This window comes from Mesorhizobium sp. WSM4846 (assembly GCF_055811415.1).
In genome coordinates this window covers 289,040-305,892 of the sequence record NZ_JBVVPZ010000002.1, presented here as the reverse complement: position 1 = coordinate 305,892, position 16,853 = coordinate 289,040, and the positions used below count along the sequence as shown (strand labels likewise).

The 16,853-nt window shown below is 61.0% G+C and carries 15 protein-coding genes and 2 pseudogenes; 8 read left to right on the top strand and 9 right to left on the bottom strand.

Annotated elements, in window-relative coordinates; translation table 11 throughout:
- Positions 1 to 85 precede the first annotated feature (85 nt).
- The 5 genes from AC0L15_RS03715 to AC0L15_RS03695 form a co-directional block, all read right to left on the bottom strand.
- Positions 86 to 532 carry an SRPBCC family protein gene (locus AC0L15_RS03715; protein ID WP_287244918.1) on the bottom strand — a complete coding sequence of 149 codons (447 nt, stop codon included), beginning with the start codon at positions 530 to 532 and terminating at the stop codon, positions 86 to 88.
- A 45-nt stretch (positions 533 to 577) separates the two neighbouring features.
- Positions 578 to 1,021, bottom strand: a complete 444-nt coding sequence (locus tag AC0L15_RS03710) for an SRPBCC family protein (RefSeq protein ID WP_031255154.1) — start codon at positions 1,019 to 1,021, stop codon at positions 578 to 580.
- A 50-nt stretch (positions 1,022 to 1,071) separates the two neighbouring features.
- Positions 1,072 to 1,551 carry a VOC family protein gene (locus tag AC0L15_RS03705; protein ID WP_287172713.1) on the bottom strand — a complete coding sequence of 160 codons (480 nt, stop codon included), beginning with the start codon at positions 1,549 to 1,551 and terminating at the stop codon, positions 1,072 to 1,074.
- A 475-nt stretch (positions 1,552 to 2,026) separates the two neighbouring features.
- Positions 2,027 to 2,488 (bottom strand): nucleoside diphosphate kinase regulator, encoded by a 462-nt coding sequence (gene rnk / locus AC0L15_RS03700; RefSeq protein WP_287244915.1) that lies wholly within the window; start codon positions 2,486 to 2,488, stop codon positions 2,027 to 2,029.
- 177 nt (positions 2,489 to 2,665) lie between these two features.
- Positions 2,666 to 2,998 carry a hypothetical protein gene (locus AC0L15_RS03695; RefSeq protein ID WP_287244912.1) on the bottom strand — a complete coding sequence of 111 codons (333 nt, stop codon included), beginning with the start codon at positions 2,996 to 2,998 and terminating at the stop codon, positions 2,666 to 2,668.
- Between AC0L15_RS03695 and AC0L15_RS03690 the strand changes: the two are divergent.
- Both AC0L15_RS03690 and AC0L15_RS03685 read left to right on the top strand, forming a co-directional pair.
- Positions 2,904 to 3,314 (top strand): annotated as a pseudogene (locus tag AC0L15_RS03690) (DUF6600 domain-containing protein); the annotation flags it as partial. The gene AC0L15_RS03695 and the pseudogene AC0L15_RS03690 sit on opposite strands and share 95 nt — an antisense overlap.
- A gap of 39 nt (positions 3,315 to 3,353) precedes the next feature.
- Positions 3,354 to 4,367, top strand: a complete 1,014-nt coding sequence (locus AC0L15_RS03685; protein ID WP_473495930.1) for a hypothetical protein — start codon at positions 3,354 to 3,356, stop codon at positions 4,365 to 4,367.
- 65 nt (positions 4,368 to 4,432) lie between these two features.
- Here AC0L15_RS03685 and AC0L15_RS03680 read toward each other — a convergent pair whose 3' ends face one another.
- Positions 4,433 to 4,882 (bottom strand): dihydrofolate reductase, encoded by a 450-nt coding sequence (locus tag AC0L15_RS03680; protein ID WP_287172708.1) that lies wholly within the window; start codon positions 4,880 to 4,882, stop codon positions 4,433 to 4,435.
- A gap of 305 nt (positions 4,883 to 5,187) precedes the next feature.
- Between AC0L15_RS03680 and AC0L15_RS03675 the strand changes: the two genes are divergently transcribed.
- Complete coding sequence (locus AC0L15_RS03675) at positions 5,188 to 5,364, top strand: DUF1127 domain-containing protein (RefSeq protein WP_084833736.1); 177 nt, start codon at positions 5,188 to 5,190, stop codon at positions 5,362 to 5,364.
- 3 nt (positions 5,365 to 5,367) lie between these two features.
- Positions 5,368 to 7,074, top strand: coding sequence for a tetratricopeptide repeat protein (locus tag AC0L15_RS03670; protein ID WP_473495903.1), 1,707 nt, complete (start codon positions 5,368 to 5,370; stop codon positions 7,072 to 7,074).
- A gap of 242 nt (positions 7,075 to 7,316) precedes the next feature.
- Here the strand turns inward: AC0L15_RS03670 and AC0L15_RS03665 are convergent, their stop codons facing one another.
- Both AC0L15_RS03665 and AC0L15_RS03660 read right to left on the bottom strand, forming a co-directional pair.
- A complete protein-coding gene (locus AC0L15_RS03665; protein ID WP_287244906.1) occupies positions 7,317 to 8,027 on the bottom strand; it encodes a response regulator in 711 nt (236 codons plus the stop codon).
- A 69-nt stretch (positions 8,028 to 8,096) separates the two neighbouring features.
- Complete coding sequence (locus AC0L15_RS03660; protein ID WP_287244905.1) at positions 8,097 to 11,786, bottom strand: PAS-domain containing protein; 3,690 nt, start codon at positions 11,784 to 11,786, stop codon at positions 8,097 to 8,099.
- 342 nt (positions 11,787 to 12,128) lie between these two features.
- Here AC0L15_RS03660 and AC0L15_RS03655 point away from each other — a divergent pair.
- The 3 genes and pseudogenes from AC0L15_RS03655 to AC0L15_RS03645 form a co-directional block, all read left to right on the top strand.
- A pseudogene (locus AC0L15_RS03655) lies at positions 12,129 to 12,641 on the top strand (FAD-binding oxidoreductase); the annotation flags it as partial.
- A gap of 210 nt (positions 12,642 to 12,851) precedes the next feature.
- Positions 12,852 to 13,511, top strand: a complete 660-nt coding sequence (locus tag AC0L15_RS03650; RefSeq protein WP_473495929.1) for an FAD-binding oxidoreductase — start codon at positions 12,852 to 12,854, stop codon at positions 13,509 to 13,511.
- Between the two features lie 706 nt (positions 13,512 to 14,217).
- The gene (locus AC0L15_RS03645) at positions 14,218 to 14,487 is read left to right on the top strand and encodes a hypothetical protein (RefSeq protein WP_023799715.1); all 270 of its coding nucleotides are present in this window, start codon (positions 14,218 to 14,220) and stop codon (positions 14,485 to 14,487) included.
- Between the two features lie 193 nt (positions 14,488 to 14,680).
- Here AC0L15_RS03645 and AC0L15_RS03640 read toward each other — a convergent pair whose 3' ends face one another.
- The gene (locus AC0L15_RS03640; protein ID WP_473495902.1) at positions 14,681 to 16,390 is read right to left on the bottom strand and encodes an ABC transporter ATP-binding protein; all 1,710 of its coding nucleotides are present in this window, start codon (positions 16,388 to 16,390) and stop codon (positions 14,681 to 14,683) included.
- Between the two features lie 160 nt (positions 16,391 to 16,550).
- Here AC0L15_RS03640 and AC0L15_RS03635 point away from each other — a divergent pair, with 160 nt between their 5' ends.
- Positions 16,551 to 16,835, top strand: coding sequence for a DUF2218 domain-containing protein (locus tag AC0L15_RS03635; RefSeq protein ID WP_027156368.1), 285 nt, complete (start codon positions 16,551 to 16,553; stop codon positions 16,833 to 16,835).
- Positions 16,836 to 16,853: the final 18 nt, after the last annotated feature.

Genomic DNA, 16,853 nt, shown 5'->3' with positions numbered 1-16,853 from the left:
GATTATCGCCTCGGGCGTTTAGAGCGCTATCATCTCGACGATCGTCTCCGCCGACAGGGCTTGAAAAAAATGCTTCCGGCGGAGTTCAGCGACCTCCTTGAACTTGCTCATGTCCTGCGCTGGACTCAACATAACGCCTGAAGTTGTCCAGGATCGCCTGCCAGCCGTCACGCTGCAGGTCGATGGAGTTCTGCGTCTCGGCATCGAATATGGTCTTCACCTTCGTACCGTTGCCTGCCGCTTCGAAGGTCGTACGCGCCTTGCGCCCGTCGCTCATGGCGAATGCGATCGCCTTGTACGGCTCGACCTCTTCGTACACCGCCTCGAAATCGAAGCCGAAGCTGCCGTCCTTGGCTTCCATGCGCGCCTTGTAGCCGCCGCCCACCTTTAGGTCGGCTTCCGCGCTTGGGCAGCACCAGTCGTCGGAAGCGAAGTTCCACTGCGTGATATCGCCGGGCGTCGTGCAGGCCTCCCAGACGCGTTCGATCGGCGCGGCGATCGTGGTGGCAATGGTGATCTGCTGGTTGGTCATTTTGGTTTCCTTGTTGTCGCAGCCGGATGAGATCACGCAGACGGTTTATTGCGTGATTTCGGGCTCGACGAGGTGAGCAAGCTTGCGCAGCGACTCTTGCCAACCGAGATAACATGCCTCGACGGGGATCAGATCGGGCACGTTCTCCTGAACCACCGTCATCTCCGTTCCGACTGAAACGGCCGTCAGCGTGACGGTCACTTTCATCTCGCCCGGAAGGTTTGGATCATCGAACACGTCGCTGTAGACGAGCGTCTCGCCGGGGACGAGTTTCAGATAGGTGCCGCCGAAGGAATGGCTGTGCCCGGTCGTGAAGTTTCGAAACGACATTCTGTGCTTGCCGCCTTCCTTCGCCTCAAGCTCATGCACAGTACAGGTAAAACCGAAGGGCGGGAGCCAACTCGCGACCGCGTCAGGTTCCAGAAATGCGCGGTAGACCTTTTCGGGCTTGGTGGCGAGAACCCGGTGCAGTTTAACGGTGTTGGGCATGATCATCTCCATTCGTTGAGTTCACCAGGGCGTCGTTGCCGTGGATCGGGTTAGCCTGCTGCTGCGGCTTCCAGCGCCGCGATATCGATTTTCTTCATCGTCATCATCGCCTCCATCGCGCGCCTGGCCTTGGCGCGGTCGGGACTGGTCGTCAGTTCCATCAGCCGCTTCGGCGTGATCTGCCAGGAGAAGCCCCACCGGTCCTTGCACCATCCGCAGGCGCTCTCGCTGCCGCCGTTTCCAACGATCGCCTTCCAGTAGCGGTCGGTCTCTTCCTGATCTTCGGTCAGCACCATCAGGCTGACGGATTCGTTCGCCTTGAAATTCGGGCCGCCGTTCAGGCCTAGAAAAGACTGGCCGAGCACTGTGAACTCGACCGTCAGTTCATTGCCTTCCTTGCCGCCGGGATAGTCCGACGCGGCCGCATTCAGCCGATCCACATGGCTGTCGGGAAAGGTGGCGGCATAGAACTCTGCCGCCTTGCGTGCTTCGCCGTGGTCGAACCACAGGCAGGTCACGAGTTTCGTCATTTTTAATCTCCTCGGTTCTTGGGTGGTATTTGTTCGTGCCGCGACTGTCAGACCTCAGTCGAACCAGCCCTTGGGCGGCTCGCCGGCCTGAACGGGACCGATGAACGCCATCGTAAGGTCGGCCTGGATTACATCGACCGCATATGTGTTCGATGATCTAAACTCGCTCACGGGTCTTTCACCTGGTTTCGTTGCTTCCTGTCCAAAGGACGAACAAGTGGTGCGCCTCCCGACAGCCAACCTGTTATTTTTTTGCCACGCGGCAAGGCCCACCTAACCCGAGTCGATCCATCCAACCGCCGGCTGGTAAGAGCGGGTCGGCGTAGGGCCGGGCCGTTTGCTTCAGCACCGGTTGTCCATATCACGAGGCGTTCGTGGAGAAGGCGCTTGAGGTCCTCGTTGATGCCCGCAGTTTTCGCGGAAACAAAGAACAACCGAAAGCGCGCCGCATGAGGCCGGTCAAACGCGACGCGCTTTAGTCGCCCGCCGTCGTCGAAGGTGCTGGTGCACGCTGATCGGCTGCATCGCTTTCCCGGGCAGGCCGGTTCACGGCAAGCACCGACAATTCATGCCGGCGCCCATCTCGCGCGGTCCACATGATCGACTGTCCGGCCGAGAGGCCGATCAGGGCCGTGCCGATCGGCGTAAGGATTGAAACCTTGCCTTCGGAGATGTCCGCATCGCCAGGAAAAACCAGCGTCACCGTTTTCGCATCACCGGTATCGGGCTTGAACGTCACCGTCGAACCCATCTGGACGGCCCCCGCCGAGATCAAACCATCGGAAACGATGCGCGCTCGCTCGAGTTCGGCGAGCAGTTCATCGGAAGCCTGCGGATTTCGTGCGGCCACGGTGCTCGCAAGCGCCGATAAACGCGCATGGTCCGATTTCGAGATGCGGATGGTCGGCTTGCGCCGCGCCTTGATGTTATCTTGCATTTTCGAATACTCGTATTCTCAGTTGAGCGGGCTGCCTCAAGCATGGTTTAACGGGCCAATTCGAGGCAGATCTTGCTCAAAGCCGATGCCCCAGAGCCGGTGCTGGCCTGCGTACGTTCGATGTCGATTTTATGTGCTTGCCCCGCGGCCCGGGGCACATGGCAGCCGAGCCGGGGGTTACGATCCCGCGATGGGGCAAACCCGGAAAAGAAAATCGCGACGACGGATCTTTTTTGTGGCGTTCATATAACCGTAGTTGGTGCCGAGATCGGGGAAGTCAAGACGACCCTGTAGCAAGGCGCGGTGATGCCAAGCGGGAACAATTCGACGGCCGGTGAGTTTCCAGGACGAAGGGCGATCTGTTTCGGAGGAAACTGCGATGAAACGCGTCCTTGCCCAAAACGCTGTACGGCTGATGCTGGGCGGCGTAGCCGCCGGCCTGCTCACGGTCGTCGAGATTCCCAATCCGGTGGCGCCATTGTCGCTTGTGTCCGAGGCGAGGGCTGCCACCGACGTTTCCGTTTCGATCAGCACATTCTACGATAAACTGTCTTCCCATGGTGATTGGGTTTCGTACCGGGGAGCGACCGTTTTCGTCCCGGTTGATGTAGCTGACGACTGGCGCCCGTATACCATTGGGCATTGGGTCTATACCGAGCAGCATGGCTGGCTCTGGGTGTCCGACGAGCCGTTCGGCTGGGCGACCTACCATTACGGCCGTTGGGGCTATGCCGACGACATCGGCTGGTACTGGGTTCCCGGCACTCGTTGGGCGCCGGCATGGGTGAGCTGGCGGCGCGAAAGGGAGCACGTCATCTGGGCTCCGCTGCCGCCGCGCCGTGATCCCGATTTGATTTCAATCGAGGTGACCATCGACACCACGCCGGATTTTTACTGGGTCGTGGTCCCCACCCGCGAATTCCTTGCTGACGACATTTCTGTCGTCGTTATCCGTGATGAGCCGGAGTTTGTGCGCATTGTCGAGGCGGCCGAGCCGGCCGGCGACGTGACCATCCAGAACAACGTGGTGATCAACAAAGTCATTGATGTTGATGTGATCGAGAAGGAGACGGACGAGCAGGTGACAGTCGTCGAGGTCAGCGAGACCGAGACGCCCGAGCAGGCCGGCAAAGTGGAAAACAATACGGTCACGGTCTTTGAAGGTGAAGTGAAAGCCGATCCCGAGGCCAAACCAGCTGAGCTCAAAGACATCGAGGAGGTGAAGCAGGTTCAGGCAGGCCGGAAATCGAAGCCGACCGAAGGCGCAGCAACGACCGAACAGGCGCCGGATGACGAGGTCAAGCCGGAAGAGACCGCCAAGCCTGAGAAGCCGACCGAGGAACAACCGGCCGCCGAGCAGGAGCAGGCCGAGCCGGAAGAGACGGGCAAGCCTGAGAAGCCGACGACCGAGGAGCAACCGGCCGCCGAGCAGGAGCAGGCCGAACCGGAAAAGGCGGCCAAGCCTGAGAAGCCGAAGGCTAAGGAGCAACCGGCCGCCGAGCAGGAGCAGGCCGAGCCCGAACAGGCGGCCAAGCCTGAGAAGCCGAAGGCCAAGGAGCAGCCCGCCGCCGAGCAGGAGCAGGCCGAGCCGGAAAAGGCGGCCAAGCCTGAGAAGCCGAAGGCCGAGGAGCGGTCCGCCGCCGAACAGGAGCAGGCCGACCCCGAACAGGCGGCCAAGCCTGAGAAGCCGAAGGCCAAGGAGCAGCCCGCCGCCGAGCAGGAGCAGGCCGAGCCCGAACAGGCGGCCAAGCCTGAGAAGCCGAAGGCTGAGGAGCAGCCCGCCGCCGAGCAGCAGCAGGCCGAGCCGGAACAGGCCGAGCCCAAACCACAGCAGCAAGAAAACAAGGCGTGCGATCCGCAGACTGGGGCGAACTGCTAAATGTGCGGGTACAGACTACGGGCACCGCGATCGTTCCATCGCGGTGCCCGCTGTGAGCCGAGCCTTCATTGGTCGCGGTGATTTCTGGGGTCGTTGTGATTTCTGGCAATCTCGTCACCCGCCGTAAGCCATTTTGCATCGAACCAGCGGTCCGCCGGTCCGTCATAGGGCAGCCGCGTGATATCCCAATGGCTGACGAAGCGCGCGTAGGCGTCCCACACTGGTGGACCGCCGCCGATGAAGACGACGCGGCCGACGAAGCGCTGGAGTGTGGCCTCGGGATCCATGCTGGAGCGAACGACGACAAGGTCCCGATCCGCGCGCGCAAAATCCGGAACGCTCGCGATCGTCTTGGGACCGGCGAGCAAGACGTGTCCTCTGGTCAGGTCGAAAAATCGTGCAACGTCGGCGACGAACTCCGGCGACCGGTTGCCTTCCCAGGGAAGGCCGCCGTTGAGGCCGAGCTGCCCCGCTTGGCCAATGGCACAGACGACTCTAACGACAGTCTTCTTCATGCGTACTCCACCGATAGCCGGTCTGATCGCATTCGCAGCGCTTGCACGTCATGCTGCGCCACGCGCTTTGGCAAGATGACCCAACTTGCTGCCTTACTCCGCTGCGGCTGGCTGGTCCACCGCCTCGTTGAGGAGGTGGTTTTGAGTGTCGTCGGTCGGACTATGGAACTCCTTCTCAAAAGTCCATCCCGGCACTGAAACAAACGAAACACTTCGAGTTCGGCGCGGAAAAACCCCTGAAACAGCGATGGTTTAAATCCAACGGCACCGCTGCACCCCGCGGCGCCAATCAATGGAGTATTGCGATGTCGAGAATGCGAACAGCTTACCGCTCATTTCGGAATTACCGGATTCACCGCATGGCGGAACGGACCCTTGCGGCAATGGACGATGCCCTCCTGAAGGACATCGGGATCAGCCGGTCCGAGATTGGCTTGGTGGTCCGCGGCTTGCAGCGCGGCCAAGAAGACAAGGCGGGCTGAACCATGAAGCTTTCATTTAGGCTCCCGCTACTGGCCTGTGCGAGCGCGGCCGCCCTTCTGGCGGCGCCCGCCGCGAATGCCCATGAAACGGGCGTTCCGCACCGCCAGGCCAAGGCGGCGGTTGCAGAGGATTCGACAAGCGTCCCGCTAGTCGAAAACCTCGGCAGTCATTCCTACCCTGTCACCACCGCCAACCCGCTGGCGCAGGCCTATTTCAATCAGGGCCTGCGCTGGGCGTGGGCATTCAACCACGCCGAAGCGCAACGCGCTTTCAGGGTCGCGCAGAAGCTGGACCCGACCTGCGCCATGTGTTTCTGGGGCGAGGCCTACGTGCTCGGCCCCAACATCAACGCCGGCATGGGCCAGGAGGCGGCAGCGAATGCTGCCGAAGCCGTCGCGCAGGCGCGCAAGCTAGCGCACCTCGCCTCCAGCCGGGAAAAGGATCTTATCGCCGCGCTCTCCAAGCGCTACAGCGCCGATACTTCGGCCGATCAGGGTGCCCTGAACGAGGCCTATGCCGCGGCGATGGCGGAACTGGCAGACCGCCACCCGCAGGACGACGAGATCGCCACGCTCTACGCTGACGCGCTTATGAACCTGATGCCGTGGGACTACTGGCTTGACGGCGGGGCAACGCCAAAGCCGGACACGGTCAAGCTTGTGGCCTCGTTGGAGCGGGTGCTGGCGCGCAATCCGGATCATGCCGGTGCGATCCATCTCTATATCCATGCCGTCGAAGCATCCACGACGCCGGAAAGGGCCGAAGCTCATGCCGACCGGCTTGCCGCCCTCATGCCCGGCGCCGGACACATCGTGCACATGCCAGCGCACATCTATCACCAGGTCGGCCGGTGGATCGACAGCCTGGAGATCAACCGCGAGGCGGTGGCAGCGGACGAGGCCTATTTCGAGCGCGTCGGCATAGCGCCGGAGAGCACGCCCGGTGTCTACACGGACGGCTATTATCCGCACAACCTGCATTTCCTGATGACCTCCGCACAGATGGCGGGCGACGTCGAGGCAATCGCCGAGGCGGCCAAAAAGCTCGAATCGCTGGTCTCCAATACCACGGCCAGCAAGGTGGCCGGGCTGCAGGCGATCAAGGCGGCGACCTATTTTGCCCACGCCCAGTATAGCGATCCCGAGGCCATACTCGCGCTGCCGCTGCCGGCAAACGCCTTGCCTTATGTCAAGGCAACCTGGCGATATGCGCGGGGCGTCGCCTTCGCCGCAAAGGGTGCGAGCGAGGCGGCGCGCGCCGAGACCGCCGCAATCCGCAAGCTCGCTGCCGAGACCGATTTTTCCACGGAAACGGCGGGAGGACTTCCGGCGCCGGATTTGCTGGAATTGAGCGCGCTGATCGTGGAGGCCCGCATTGCCCAGCACCAGGGCAACCTGCGGGAAGCGCGCGATAAGCTTGAGGCGGCGGTCGCGATCGAGGACGGCCTTGCCTATATGGAACCGGCCTACTGGTATTATCCGGTCCGACAGACCCTCGGCGCGGTCTACATGGCCATGGGTGAGCACGAGGTGGCCGCGGCAGCCTTCGCGCACGTCCTGGAACAGACGCCAAACAACGCCTGGGCGTTGTGGGGCCTGCGCGAGGTTTTCCGCAGGACCGGCAGGACAGCGGACGCCGAAGAGATGGATGCGCGCTTCAAGGCCGCCTGGGTGCGAGCGCCAGATTTTCTCGGCATCGAACGGCTCTGACCCGCTCTTAAGGTGCCGGCGTCGTTGTCGGCTCAGGAAACGTGTCGCAGCCTCGCAACCCCGGCTGCGACACGCAATCCCAGGTTGAAAATGACATGCTTGGCCGGTAACTGCGCTTCAGTGCCACACGTCATAGTAGAAACGCACCCGAAGATCAGAGGTTGAGAGGGCTACCCCCCTGGAGCCGCAAACCGCATAAGCCGCAGGGGCCGAGGCGCTGGTTCAACCAGCCAGTGGCGCGCTCAAGCGTAGAGGTAACCCATGCCGCGGATCGTCCTGATCACCTCCGGCTTGGAGGGATCGACCTCGATTTTCTTCCGCAGGCGCGAAACGCGAATGTCGATGCTGCGATCGAAGGGATCCCACCCGCGGTCATGGGCGAGTTCGAGCAGTTGATCGCGGTTGAGTACGCGTCCGCGATGTTCGCTGAATACTTTCAGAAGCCGGAACTCCATCGGGGTGATCGCTATTTCGGCCCCCTCGGCGTTGTATAATTTGTGTGCGTCCGGGTCGAAGCGGCACTTGCCGAACTGGAGCTGGTGAGGGCCCGGAGTACTCGCTTTCCCCGCAGCGCGTTCGCTCGCCGATGTCCTGCGCAGGACGGCCTTGACCCGCGCCAGCAGCTCCCGCAGGTCGACGGGCTTCGCGACATAGTCGTCGGCGCCAATCTCCAATCCGACAACGCGGTCGACGATTTCCGCCGATCCGGTCAGCATGATAATGGCAACGTCTGAGTGCTCTCGTAGATATCGCGCCAGCGAGAGGCCATCCTCACCTGGCATTCGGATATCCAATATGACCACATCGACGTGCTGGCTCTCAATAAGTTCACGCAGGGCAGGCCCCGCGTTGGCGGGCGTCACGGCATAGCCATGGTGCTCCAGATATTCTGCCACCGTGTAGCGGATATCCGGTTCGTCATCGCAGACCACTATGTGTGCGTGCGTCGTCAAGATCGACCACCGAACAACCAGCCTGATGGATAAGTTGTCTCTAAAGTGACGTGCAAATCAACGGGTCTGTCAAGCATTGTTGTTGACCAGATTAGAGACAAACGAACGGAGCTCGTTCGGTTTGATCGGTTTCTCAAGATAGGGCCGTTTCGCGGCGCGCAGGAACATCTGCGCGTCCGGACTGATCGTGTCCCCCGTCAGGAAGGCTAACCTGTCGAGTTCAGCCGGATGGAGCTTGGCAATCTGGTTGAACAATCCCCGCCCGTCCATATCAGGCATTTTCAGATCGCTCAGGATCACCGCGAAACTGCGGTTCTTGAGGTGCAGCAGCGCTTCTTCGCCGGATCTGGCAATGGTGACGTTGAAACCATCTCGCCTGAGCACCTCAGCAACCAGCTCACCCACTTCCTCTTCGTCGTCCACCACCAGACAGGCAATGCCGGTCGAAGTCGGGAGCTCGTCTTCAGCCGTTTCGGTTCCTTCGTCGAGACGGTCCGAAGCAGGCAGCGAAAGTATGAAGGTCGAGCCACCCCCCTCGGGGGATTCGACCTCGATGGTTCCTCCATGGGATTGAACGATCCGATGACAGAAGGACAGCCCGATCCCGGTCCCTGCCCCAATCTCTTTGGTCGTGAAGAACGGCTCGAAAATGCGGGGGCGTATCTCTTTGGGAATTCCCGGACCCGTGTCGGCAACGCTGACGACTATGTTGCCGGTTGCGGGATGAAGCCGCGTTGAAACCGTGATTGTCCGTCGTCCTTCCCAGCCATGCAACGCCTGTTCTGCATTGACAAGCAAGTTGATCAGCACCTGGCCAAGCTGATCGGGATCCGCCCAGATCGGGGGAAGACCAGGTTCAAGATGAACTGAAAGGCCGATGTCCGACGATCGAATCGAATAGCTCGCCACTTCGACCGCTTCGGAAATGATGTCATCGATCGCAACGTTTGAGGTTCGCGTCGGCTGCTGTCTGGCCATAGCCAGGAAAGTCTTGACGATCCTGGCGCAGCGTTCGGCTGCCTTGCTTATCTTGTCAGCGCGTTCCACGACCTTGGCGTCGGCAGCGGTCTCCTTCAACAGCGATGACAGGCCAAGCACCACCGAGAGCGGATTGTTGAGCTCATGCGCCACCCCGGCCAGCAATCCACCGAGCGCCGACATTTTTTCGTTCTGGTGCAGCGTCTCGCGCTGCCGCTCCAATTCCTGCTGCATTTCGATACGGTCGGTGAGATCGTAGGCGTGGGAAACGATCACCTTCTCACCATGGTAATCGATCAGTCGAGACGAAATCGAGCACCAGCAGGTTCCACCGTCCTTGCGCTTGAGCTGGGTTTCGAAATCGTCGACCAATCCCGTCGCGAGCAGCCGCTCGACGTATCGCCTCCGCTCTGAAGGATCGACATAATAGTCGACAGCGCTGGTGACATCGCCGAGCAGATCAACGGTGGCGGGGCTGCGGTAAAGCAGCTTCCCGTCATGCGCGCGGGTCATCTGGATGTTGACGGGGCAGGCTTCGAGGACTTTACGGACCAGTTCGTCCGCTTCCTTGGCGGCCTCCTCGGCCCGCTTGCGCTCTGTAATGTCGACACGGGTGACCACGAACCCACCTTCGCGGGTCGGACAGTTCGAGACGAAAAACCAACGCCCGTCCGTATGACGGAATTCCTGTTGCCGGAATTCTCGGCGGTCCCTTGCCCTCTCGGCAAGCCAGTCGTCGATCTTGTCGCGTGGAACCGGAAACTGGTTGCGCTCTGCGGTCACGCGGAGGAAATCGAACCAGTTCACCCCGGGAACGAGCACATCCGCGCTTATCGCGTGCATCTGGCGGTACCTGCTGTTGGCCAGCACCAGGCAATCGTTCCTGTCGTAGAGGGCAAACCCTTCGGCCAGAGATTCGATCGCGTCGATCAGCCGCTCGTTGGCCTTGCGCGTTTCTTGCTGGGCGGTGATCATGTCGGTGATATCAGTCGTGTTCGACACTATCACCTGCCTTCCCTGGAAATCGATCAGGCGAGCGGAAATCGAAGCCCAGAAGGCCTTGTTCTCGGTGTCGTACTGCTGGACCCGAAAATCATCGATCCTGCCCTTTTCGACCAGGGTGCGCTCCAACATTGCGCTGTAGTCTGGATCGACATAATGGTCGGTTATCCGAGGACGGTCGGCGTAGAGATCTCTGGTGGCAGGATTGCGGTAGAGCGTTTCTCCCTCGAACGTGGTCATGCGTATCGGCGAAGGGCAGGCATCGAGCACCTTTTGCAGCAGTGTCGTGGCGTCGCGCTCGAATGCCTCGGCCTTCTTGCGCTCGCTGATGTCGGCGCGCGTTACGACGAAGCCGCCAAGATCGGTGGGATGTATCGATACCGAGTGCCATCTGCCGTCGGAGAGGGGCACCTCGAAATGGGAATGGAACTCGATCCGGCTTTGGATCCGCTCGTCGAGCCACTCATCCTCGCGCCCAACCGCATTGCGGAACACGCCGCGCTTGGCGGATTCGCGAAGGAGTTCGTCCCATTCCACACCCGGTTCGACGAGATCCCGCACCGGGTGGTTCAGCTCGCGGTAAAGGCTGTTGCACATGACCAGGCGGTGGTCTTCGTCGTACAGTGCGAATCCTTCGGAGAGTGATTCAACCGCGTCCGCGAGCATCTCCCGCGCCGCGGCGACTTCGCCGTCACGCTTCTTCTGCTTGGTCACATCGGCGATGCCGGCGAGAACCACTCGCCGGCCCTGGAATTCGACGATCCTGAGATTGCCCGTGGCCCAGAACTCCTGGCCGTCGGGTCTTTTAAGAAGCACTTCGCAATTTTCGACGACGCCTTTTAGCATGAGCTCGCGATTGATTTCCCGGTGTTTCTCGGGGTCGACAAAGTAATCGCCGAGCCGCACCGTCTCGCGTTGCGCCTTTTTGCTCCATCCAAGCAGCCGTTCGGCAGCATTGCTCTGGTAGATGAGTTCCCCCGAACTTGCATCGTTCATCCATACCGGCAACGGGTGATGCTTGATCAGGAAACCGAACAGATCCTCGCGCTGCTTGCGTTCCGTGATGTCCAATACGCCGATGATGAGCGAGGGGCGCCCGCCATAGACGCCGCGACGGCAGTTGGTCGAACACCAGACGGCCGATCCGCTTGTGTTTCTGAGCTGGATTTCGTGATCCCGGACGATCTCGCTGTTGCTGGCGAGAGAACTGATTTCATCGAATTCGCCAGAATTCACGAAATGATCCGTCAGGAATTGCGGCTCGTTCGGCGTCCATTTTCGGCCAAGCAGGTTCGACGCATCGAGGCTTTCGTAGAGGATCTGCCCGCTTCCCGCGTCCACCACCCAAACCGGCAGCGGGTGACTGTCCGTGATGCAGCGGAATATCTCGGCGTTCTCCTGGTGCGCGATCTGCGCTCGCTTCATCTCGGTAATGTCGACGCTTACCAGGGCCATGCCGCCATCCGGCCGAGGATGTGCGGTGAGCAACTTCCACCGGCCATCCAATGTCTCGGCTTCAACTGGAGCGTCGTCGATTTGTGTCCATCGCGCCGCGGCGCTTTCAACAAATGAGTTGCCCGGCTCGATAGGGCGGCCGTCGAAACTCTTTAGACGTGAGAGGGCTTCGGCGACTGCGGCAATGGCGTCCGTCGGCTGCATCTCGCCGCGGTCGAGCCGCCGGCTTCCAAATATCTGCGGATTGCTGTCGACGAGAACATGGTTGGCGTCAAAAAGGGCATAGCCTGTGTGTGTGGATGGCACCGGATTATCAGGCCGCATGGTCGTTCCCTTTGTTCGCGTGATCCCGCGAGGGTGGATAATAGCCCCTTTTTGTTTCAGCACGCGTTCGGGCGACGCGTGATTTGTTTCAACTGTTTCGGCGCGTGGGAGACATCGCCGGCGCTGACGTGTCGCCTGTCATCCCCGTGGGGCGCGCGCTGAAACAAACGAAACACTCCCACCACACCACAGAAAAAAGCCTGAAACGAAGGCGGTGTAGGACAAGAAGGGCCGCAGATGCGGCAGATTCAACCGGCGAAGCGCAAATGTCCAGCGCCCAGGATGAACAATCTAGTCTTGGCGAGTGTCGACGCGTCTTGCTCTGAAACCTGAGGGTTCAATATGGATAAGCCAGTTACTTCGCACGATTTCCCCGGCCGGCTCCTCGCGAGCCTTATTGACCAAAACCATCCGGCCTATGAAGAGGCTCGCGGGCTCTACAACGCCATGATCGACAAGCGGCCGCGCTGGATCATCCCCTGCGCCGAGGTCGCCGATGTCGTCGCGGCAGTCAATCATGCCCGAGAGAAGCAGTTGCTTCTTGCCATTCGCGGCGGCGGCCACAGCGGTCCGGGCTTCGGCAGTTGCGACGGCGGAATGGTCATCGACATGTCGCCGATGAATCGGGTCGATATTGATCTCGGGACCAGCACGGTCCGCGTCGAGGCCGGCTGCACCCAAGGCGATGTCGACCGCGCCACCAGCGCTCATGGGCTGGCGGTGCCAGCTGGCCTCGTCTCGTCCACAGGCATCGCCGGACTGACGCTGGGCGGCGGCACTGGCCATCTAACGCGCAAACACGGCCTCACCATCGACAATCTGCTTGCGGCCGAGGTCGTGCTGGCCGACGGCAGCGTCGTGACGGCAAGTGAGAACGAACACCCGGAGCTGTTCTGGGCGCTGCGCGGCGGCGGCAGCAACTTCGGCGTCGTGACGCGCTTCACATTTCAGGCGCATCCGGCGAAGGATGTCTATGCCGGGCCGATCTTCTTCGACATCGCACATGCCGCAGAGATCATGCGCTGGTACCGTGACTTCCTGCCCGGAGCGCAGCGAGAGCTCGGGATGTTCTTCGGCATCAAGACGGTGCCCGCCTGCGACCCTTTCCCGCGCGAGATCTGGGGAAGGCGCGTCTGCGCGCTGATCAGCTGCTACAACGGCGCGGAGGAGGACGGCATCCGGGCGATGCAGCCCGTGCGCGACGCGCTTCCCGGGCCACTGATGGACGGTATGATGCAGATGCCCTTCGTCGATCTGCAGGCGCTGTTTGATCCGCTGCTGCCGAAGGGCTTGCAGTGGTACTGGAAGGGCGATTATGTCGACGAGCTGTCCGATGCGGCCATCGCAGCCCATGCCGAGCACGGCTCGAAGACCCCGAGCGAACTGTCGCTGATGCATCTCTACCCCATCGACGGAGCGGCCCAGGAAGTGGCTCCGGACGCTACCGCCTGGGGAGCGCGGCGAGCGCGTTGGTCCATGGTTATCGCCGGCATCGATCCCGACCCGACGAAGGCGCCGGAACTGAGGCGCTGGGCAAGCGAGTATTGGGCCGCGGTGCACAAGCACAACCCGCACGGTGGCGCCTATATCAACTTCATGATGGATGATGAAGGCGAGGCGCGTGTACGCGCCGCCTACGGCGCCAACTATGAGCGGCTCGTCACGGTCAAGCGCCAATACGATCCGGCAAACCTCTTCCGCGTCAACCACAACATCCGGCCGTAAGCCGAGGCTGAGCCTGCCCGTCCTTGGGTCGCGCCGAGGCGGACAGGCCTGTGGCATGCGCAAGCCGGTGTGCGCCATCGAGAACGACCATCCACACAATGCGTCCCGCCCCGTCGCGCGTGCCTCTGAAACAAACGAAACACTCCCACCGCGCTGCAGAAAAACGCCTGAAACGAAAGACGTGTATGACAATAAGATCCGAAGACGCGGAAGAATAAATGGATGAAACGAAAATATCCAGAGCCTAAGACAGAATATCTAGTCTTGGCGAGGGTCGACGTTTTTTGCTCCGAAACCTGAGGTTCAAAATGCATAGGCCAGTTGCTTCATACGATTTCCCCGACCGGCTCCGCGCGAGCCTTGTTGGCAAAAACCACCCGGGCCATGAAGGGGCTCGCCGGCTCTTGCAACGCCATGATCGACAAGGGGCAGACGTCAACCCCGCTACGCGACGGCTGATCGGCAACAGCCGCCATTCGTACGGCCGCGCTGACACTGCCGATTGGTGATGATCTCGGCTGCCATTGAGCAGCCCACCGAACAGCGCACGAACGCAACAAGAGACCGTGCGCTGAACAACCTGCCGCCGCACATCCAGGAGGATAGTGGTTGGTGGGTTTGCCCAAAGGGCATGAAAAGACGGCGATGCGGTGCGGGGCACGGCGCGTTGAGGCCAAACGCTAACCCTCAAAAATGGAGAATTGAAATGCTCAAGATCGTTCTTGCCACTGCCACCTTGCTGTTTGCCTCCGGCATGGCTTTTGCCGGCAGCGATCACTATGGCTCCGACTACAGCCATGGCTCCTTCTATCCGAAGACCGGTGACCATTCGATGGTGTCCGACAACGGCTACGCGCTCGACCCGAGCGGCACAGCGAGTGTCGACACGACCGACAGCGCACCGACCTCGGCAGGAAAATCGATCTTCGATAAGCCCGCACCAGGTTACGGACAGGGGATGTGGGGGAGCCGATAACAGGTCGGCCACACGGTCGGGATTCGACTTCCAAGCGGCGGGCTCGCCCGCCGCTTGGAATCACCTCACGCCCAGCGGAGGGAAGATCCTTTCGATCTCGTAGCGTGGGCTGGAGCGGCCTTGGTTGCGCAGCCCGATCGGGTGCGTTTCAGGAGAACTCTCCTCGGCCCGAGCTTTGCGAGCGGCATCTCATTTAATCTGAAGCCGCGCCCAGTCGTGAGTAAGCACCGCCGCGCGCCACCAGTTCATCATGCGGACCTTGTTCGACGATGCCTGTATCGGCGACCACCACGATGCGATCGGCATTGCGGATCGTCGCCAGCCGGTGCGCGATCACCAGTGTCGTTCGGCCCTGCGCAAGCTCTGCCAGCGACTGCTGGATCTCCCGCTCGGTCTGCGTGTCGAGTGCCGAAGTCGCCTCGTCCAGGATAAGGATCGTCGGGTTCTTCAGGAACATGCGTGCGATTGCCAGGCGCTGCTTCTGACCGCCCGAAAGCTTTACGCCGCGCTCGCCGATGATCGTATCGAGCCCTTCCGGCAGCGAGGCGATGAGTTCGTCGAGGCGCGCGCGGCGCGCGGCCTCGACGATCTCGCTCTCGACCGCGTCCAGCCGGCCATAGGCGATGTTCTCGCGGATCGTGCCGCCGAACAGGAACACGTCCTGCTGCACGATACCGATCTGACCGCGCAATGAGGCCAGCGTCATATCGCGGATATCCAGACCGTCGATGGTGATGGCGCCGCTGTCGACCTCGTAAAAACGCGGCAGCAGCGAGCACAGGGTCGTCTTGCCGGCACCGGATGGCCCGACGAAGGCGATGGTCTGTCCTGCTGCGATGTCGAGATCGATGTTCTTCAAAACCGGCCGTTCGCCGCTATAGCCGAAGCTGACGTCCCGGTAGCTGATGTCACCCCGGAGCGTCGGTGCGTCAAATGCACCGGGCCGATCCGCGATGTCCGGCTCAGTGTCGAGGAGGGCTGCATAGCGGCGAAATCCGGCGATGCCTTTCGGATAGGTTTCAATGACCGAATTGATCTTGTCGATCGGCCGGAAGAACACATTGACCAGGAGCAGGAAGCCAACGAAGCCGCCACTGGAAAGTTCGCCACGCAGCACGAGATAGCTTCCGGCGATCATCACCACCAGTTGGATCAACCGCATGCTCATGTAGCTCAGCGACGTGCTTGCGGCCATGATGCGATAGGCATCGAGCTTGGTTTTGCGGTAGCTGGCGTTGTCGCGCGCGAACAGGTTGCGCTCGTGGTCTTCGTTTGCGAAAGCCTGCACCACCCGCATGCCGCCGACATTCTCCTCGATGCGAACGTTGAAATCGCCGACCCGCCCGTAAAGCGCCTGCCAGTTGCGCGTCATGCGCGCGCCATAGCGGCTTGTCACCCAGGCGACCAGCGGCACAATTGCCGCCGTAATCAGCGCAAGCTCCGGGTTGACCAGGAACATCAGCGCGAAGGCGCCGATGAACGTCATGATCGCGATGAACAGGTCTTCCGGGCCATGATGGGCAACCTCGCCGATTTCCTCCAGGTCCTTGGTGACCCGGGCGATGAGGTGACCGGTCTTGTGATTGTCATAGAAGCGGAACGAGAGCTTCTGCAGGTGATCGAAGCTCTTCCGGCGCATCTCGGTCTCGATGTTGATACCGAGCATATGGCCCCAATAGACCACGACCGCCATCAGTCCGGTGTTCACAATGTAGATGGCAAGCAGGCCGGCCGACGCAGCAAGGATCAGCAGCCACTGCTGAGTCGGCAACAGCTCGTCGACAAACAGCTTGACGGCCATCGGAAACCCGAGTTCCAGCAGGCCAGACAGAACCGCGCAGCAGAAATCCAGGATGAACAGACCTCTCCAGGGGCGGTAGTAGGCGAAAAATCTGCGCAGCATGGGACGCTTTTTCTGTTCGAAGGTCTGGCCTGCCAGGAAGCATGGCTATGCGAGAGCTGTCGTTAAAGGCATTTCTTGCGGCGACTGCTCAGCGGCGCCGACTTGTCCGAACGGATAGCTTACGATAAGTGGAGTGTAAACATCATATTATGAGGTCTCCATGCTGACTGCAACCACGCGCTGCGAAACGCCGAATGCGGGCAAATATCTCCAGCAGCTTTGCAAGCATTTCGCGCACAAGGTCGAGGTCGCCTATGGCGATGGGCATGGGCAGTGCCGGTTCTCCTGCGGCACGGCTACCATGAATGCCGGTCTCGAACGGCTGGACATAGTGGTGGAAGCGGCCGACACCACCGCATTGACCGAGACCAAGCAGGTCATAGAATCGCATCTCGTCCGGTTCGCCTTCCGCGAAAATCTCCAGCCGCTGGCCTGGCGCGATTGAAGCGTCGTCTTCGCTACG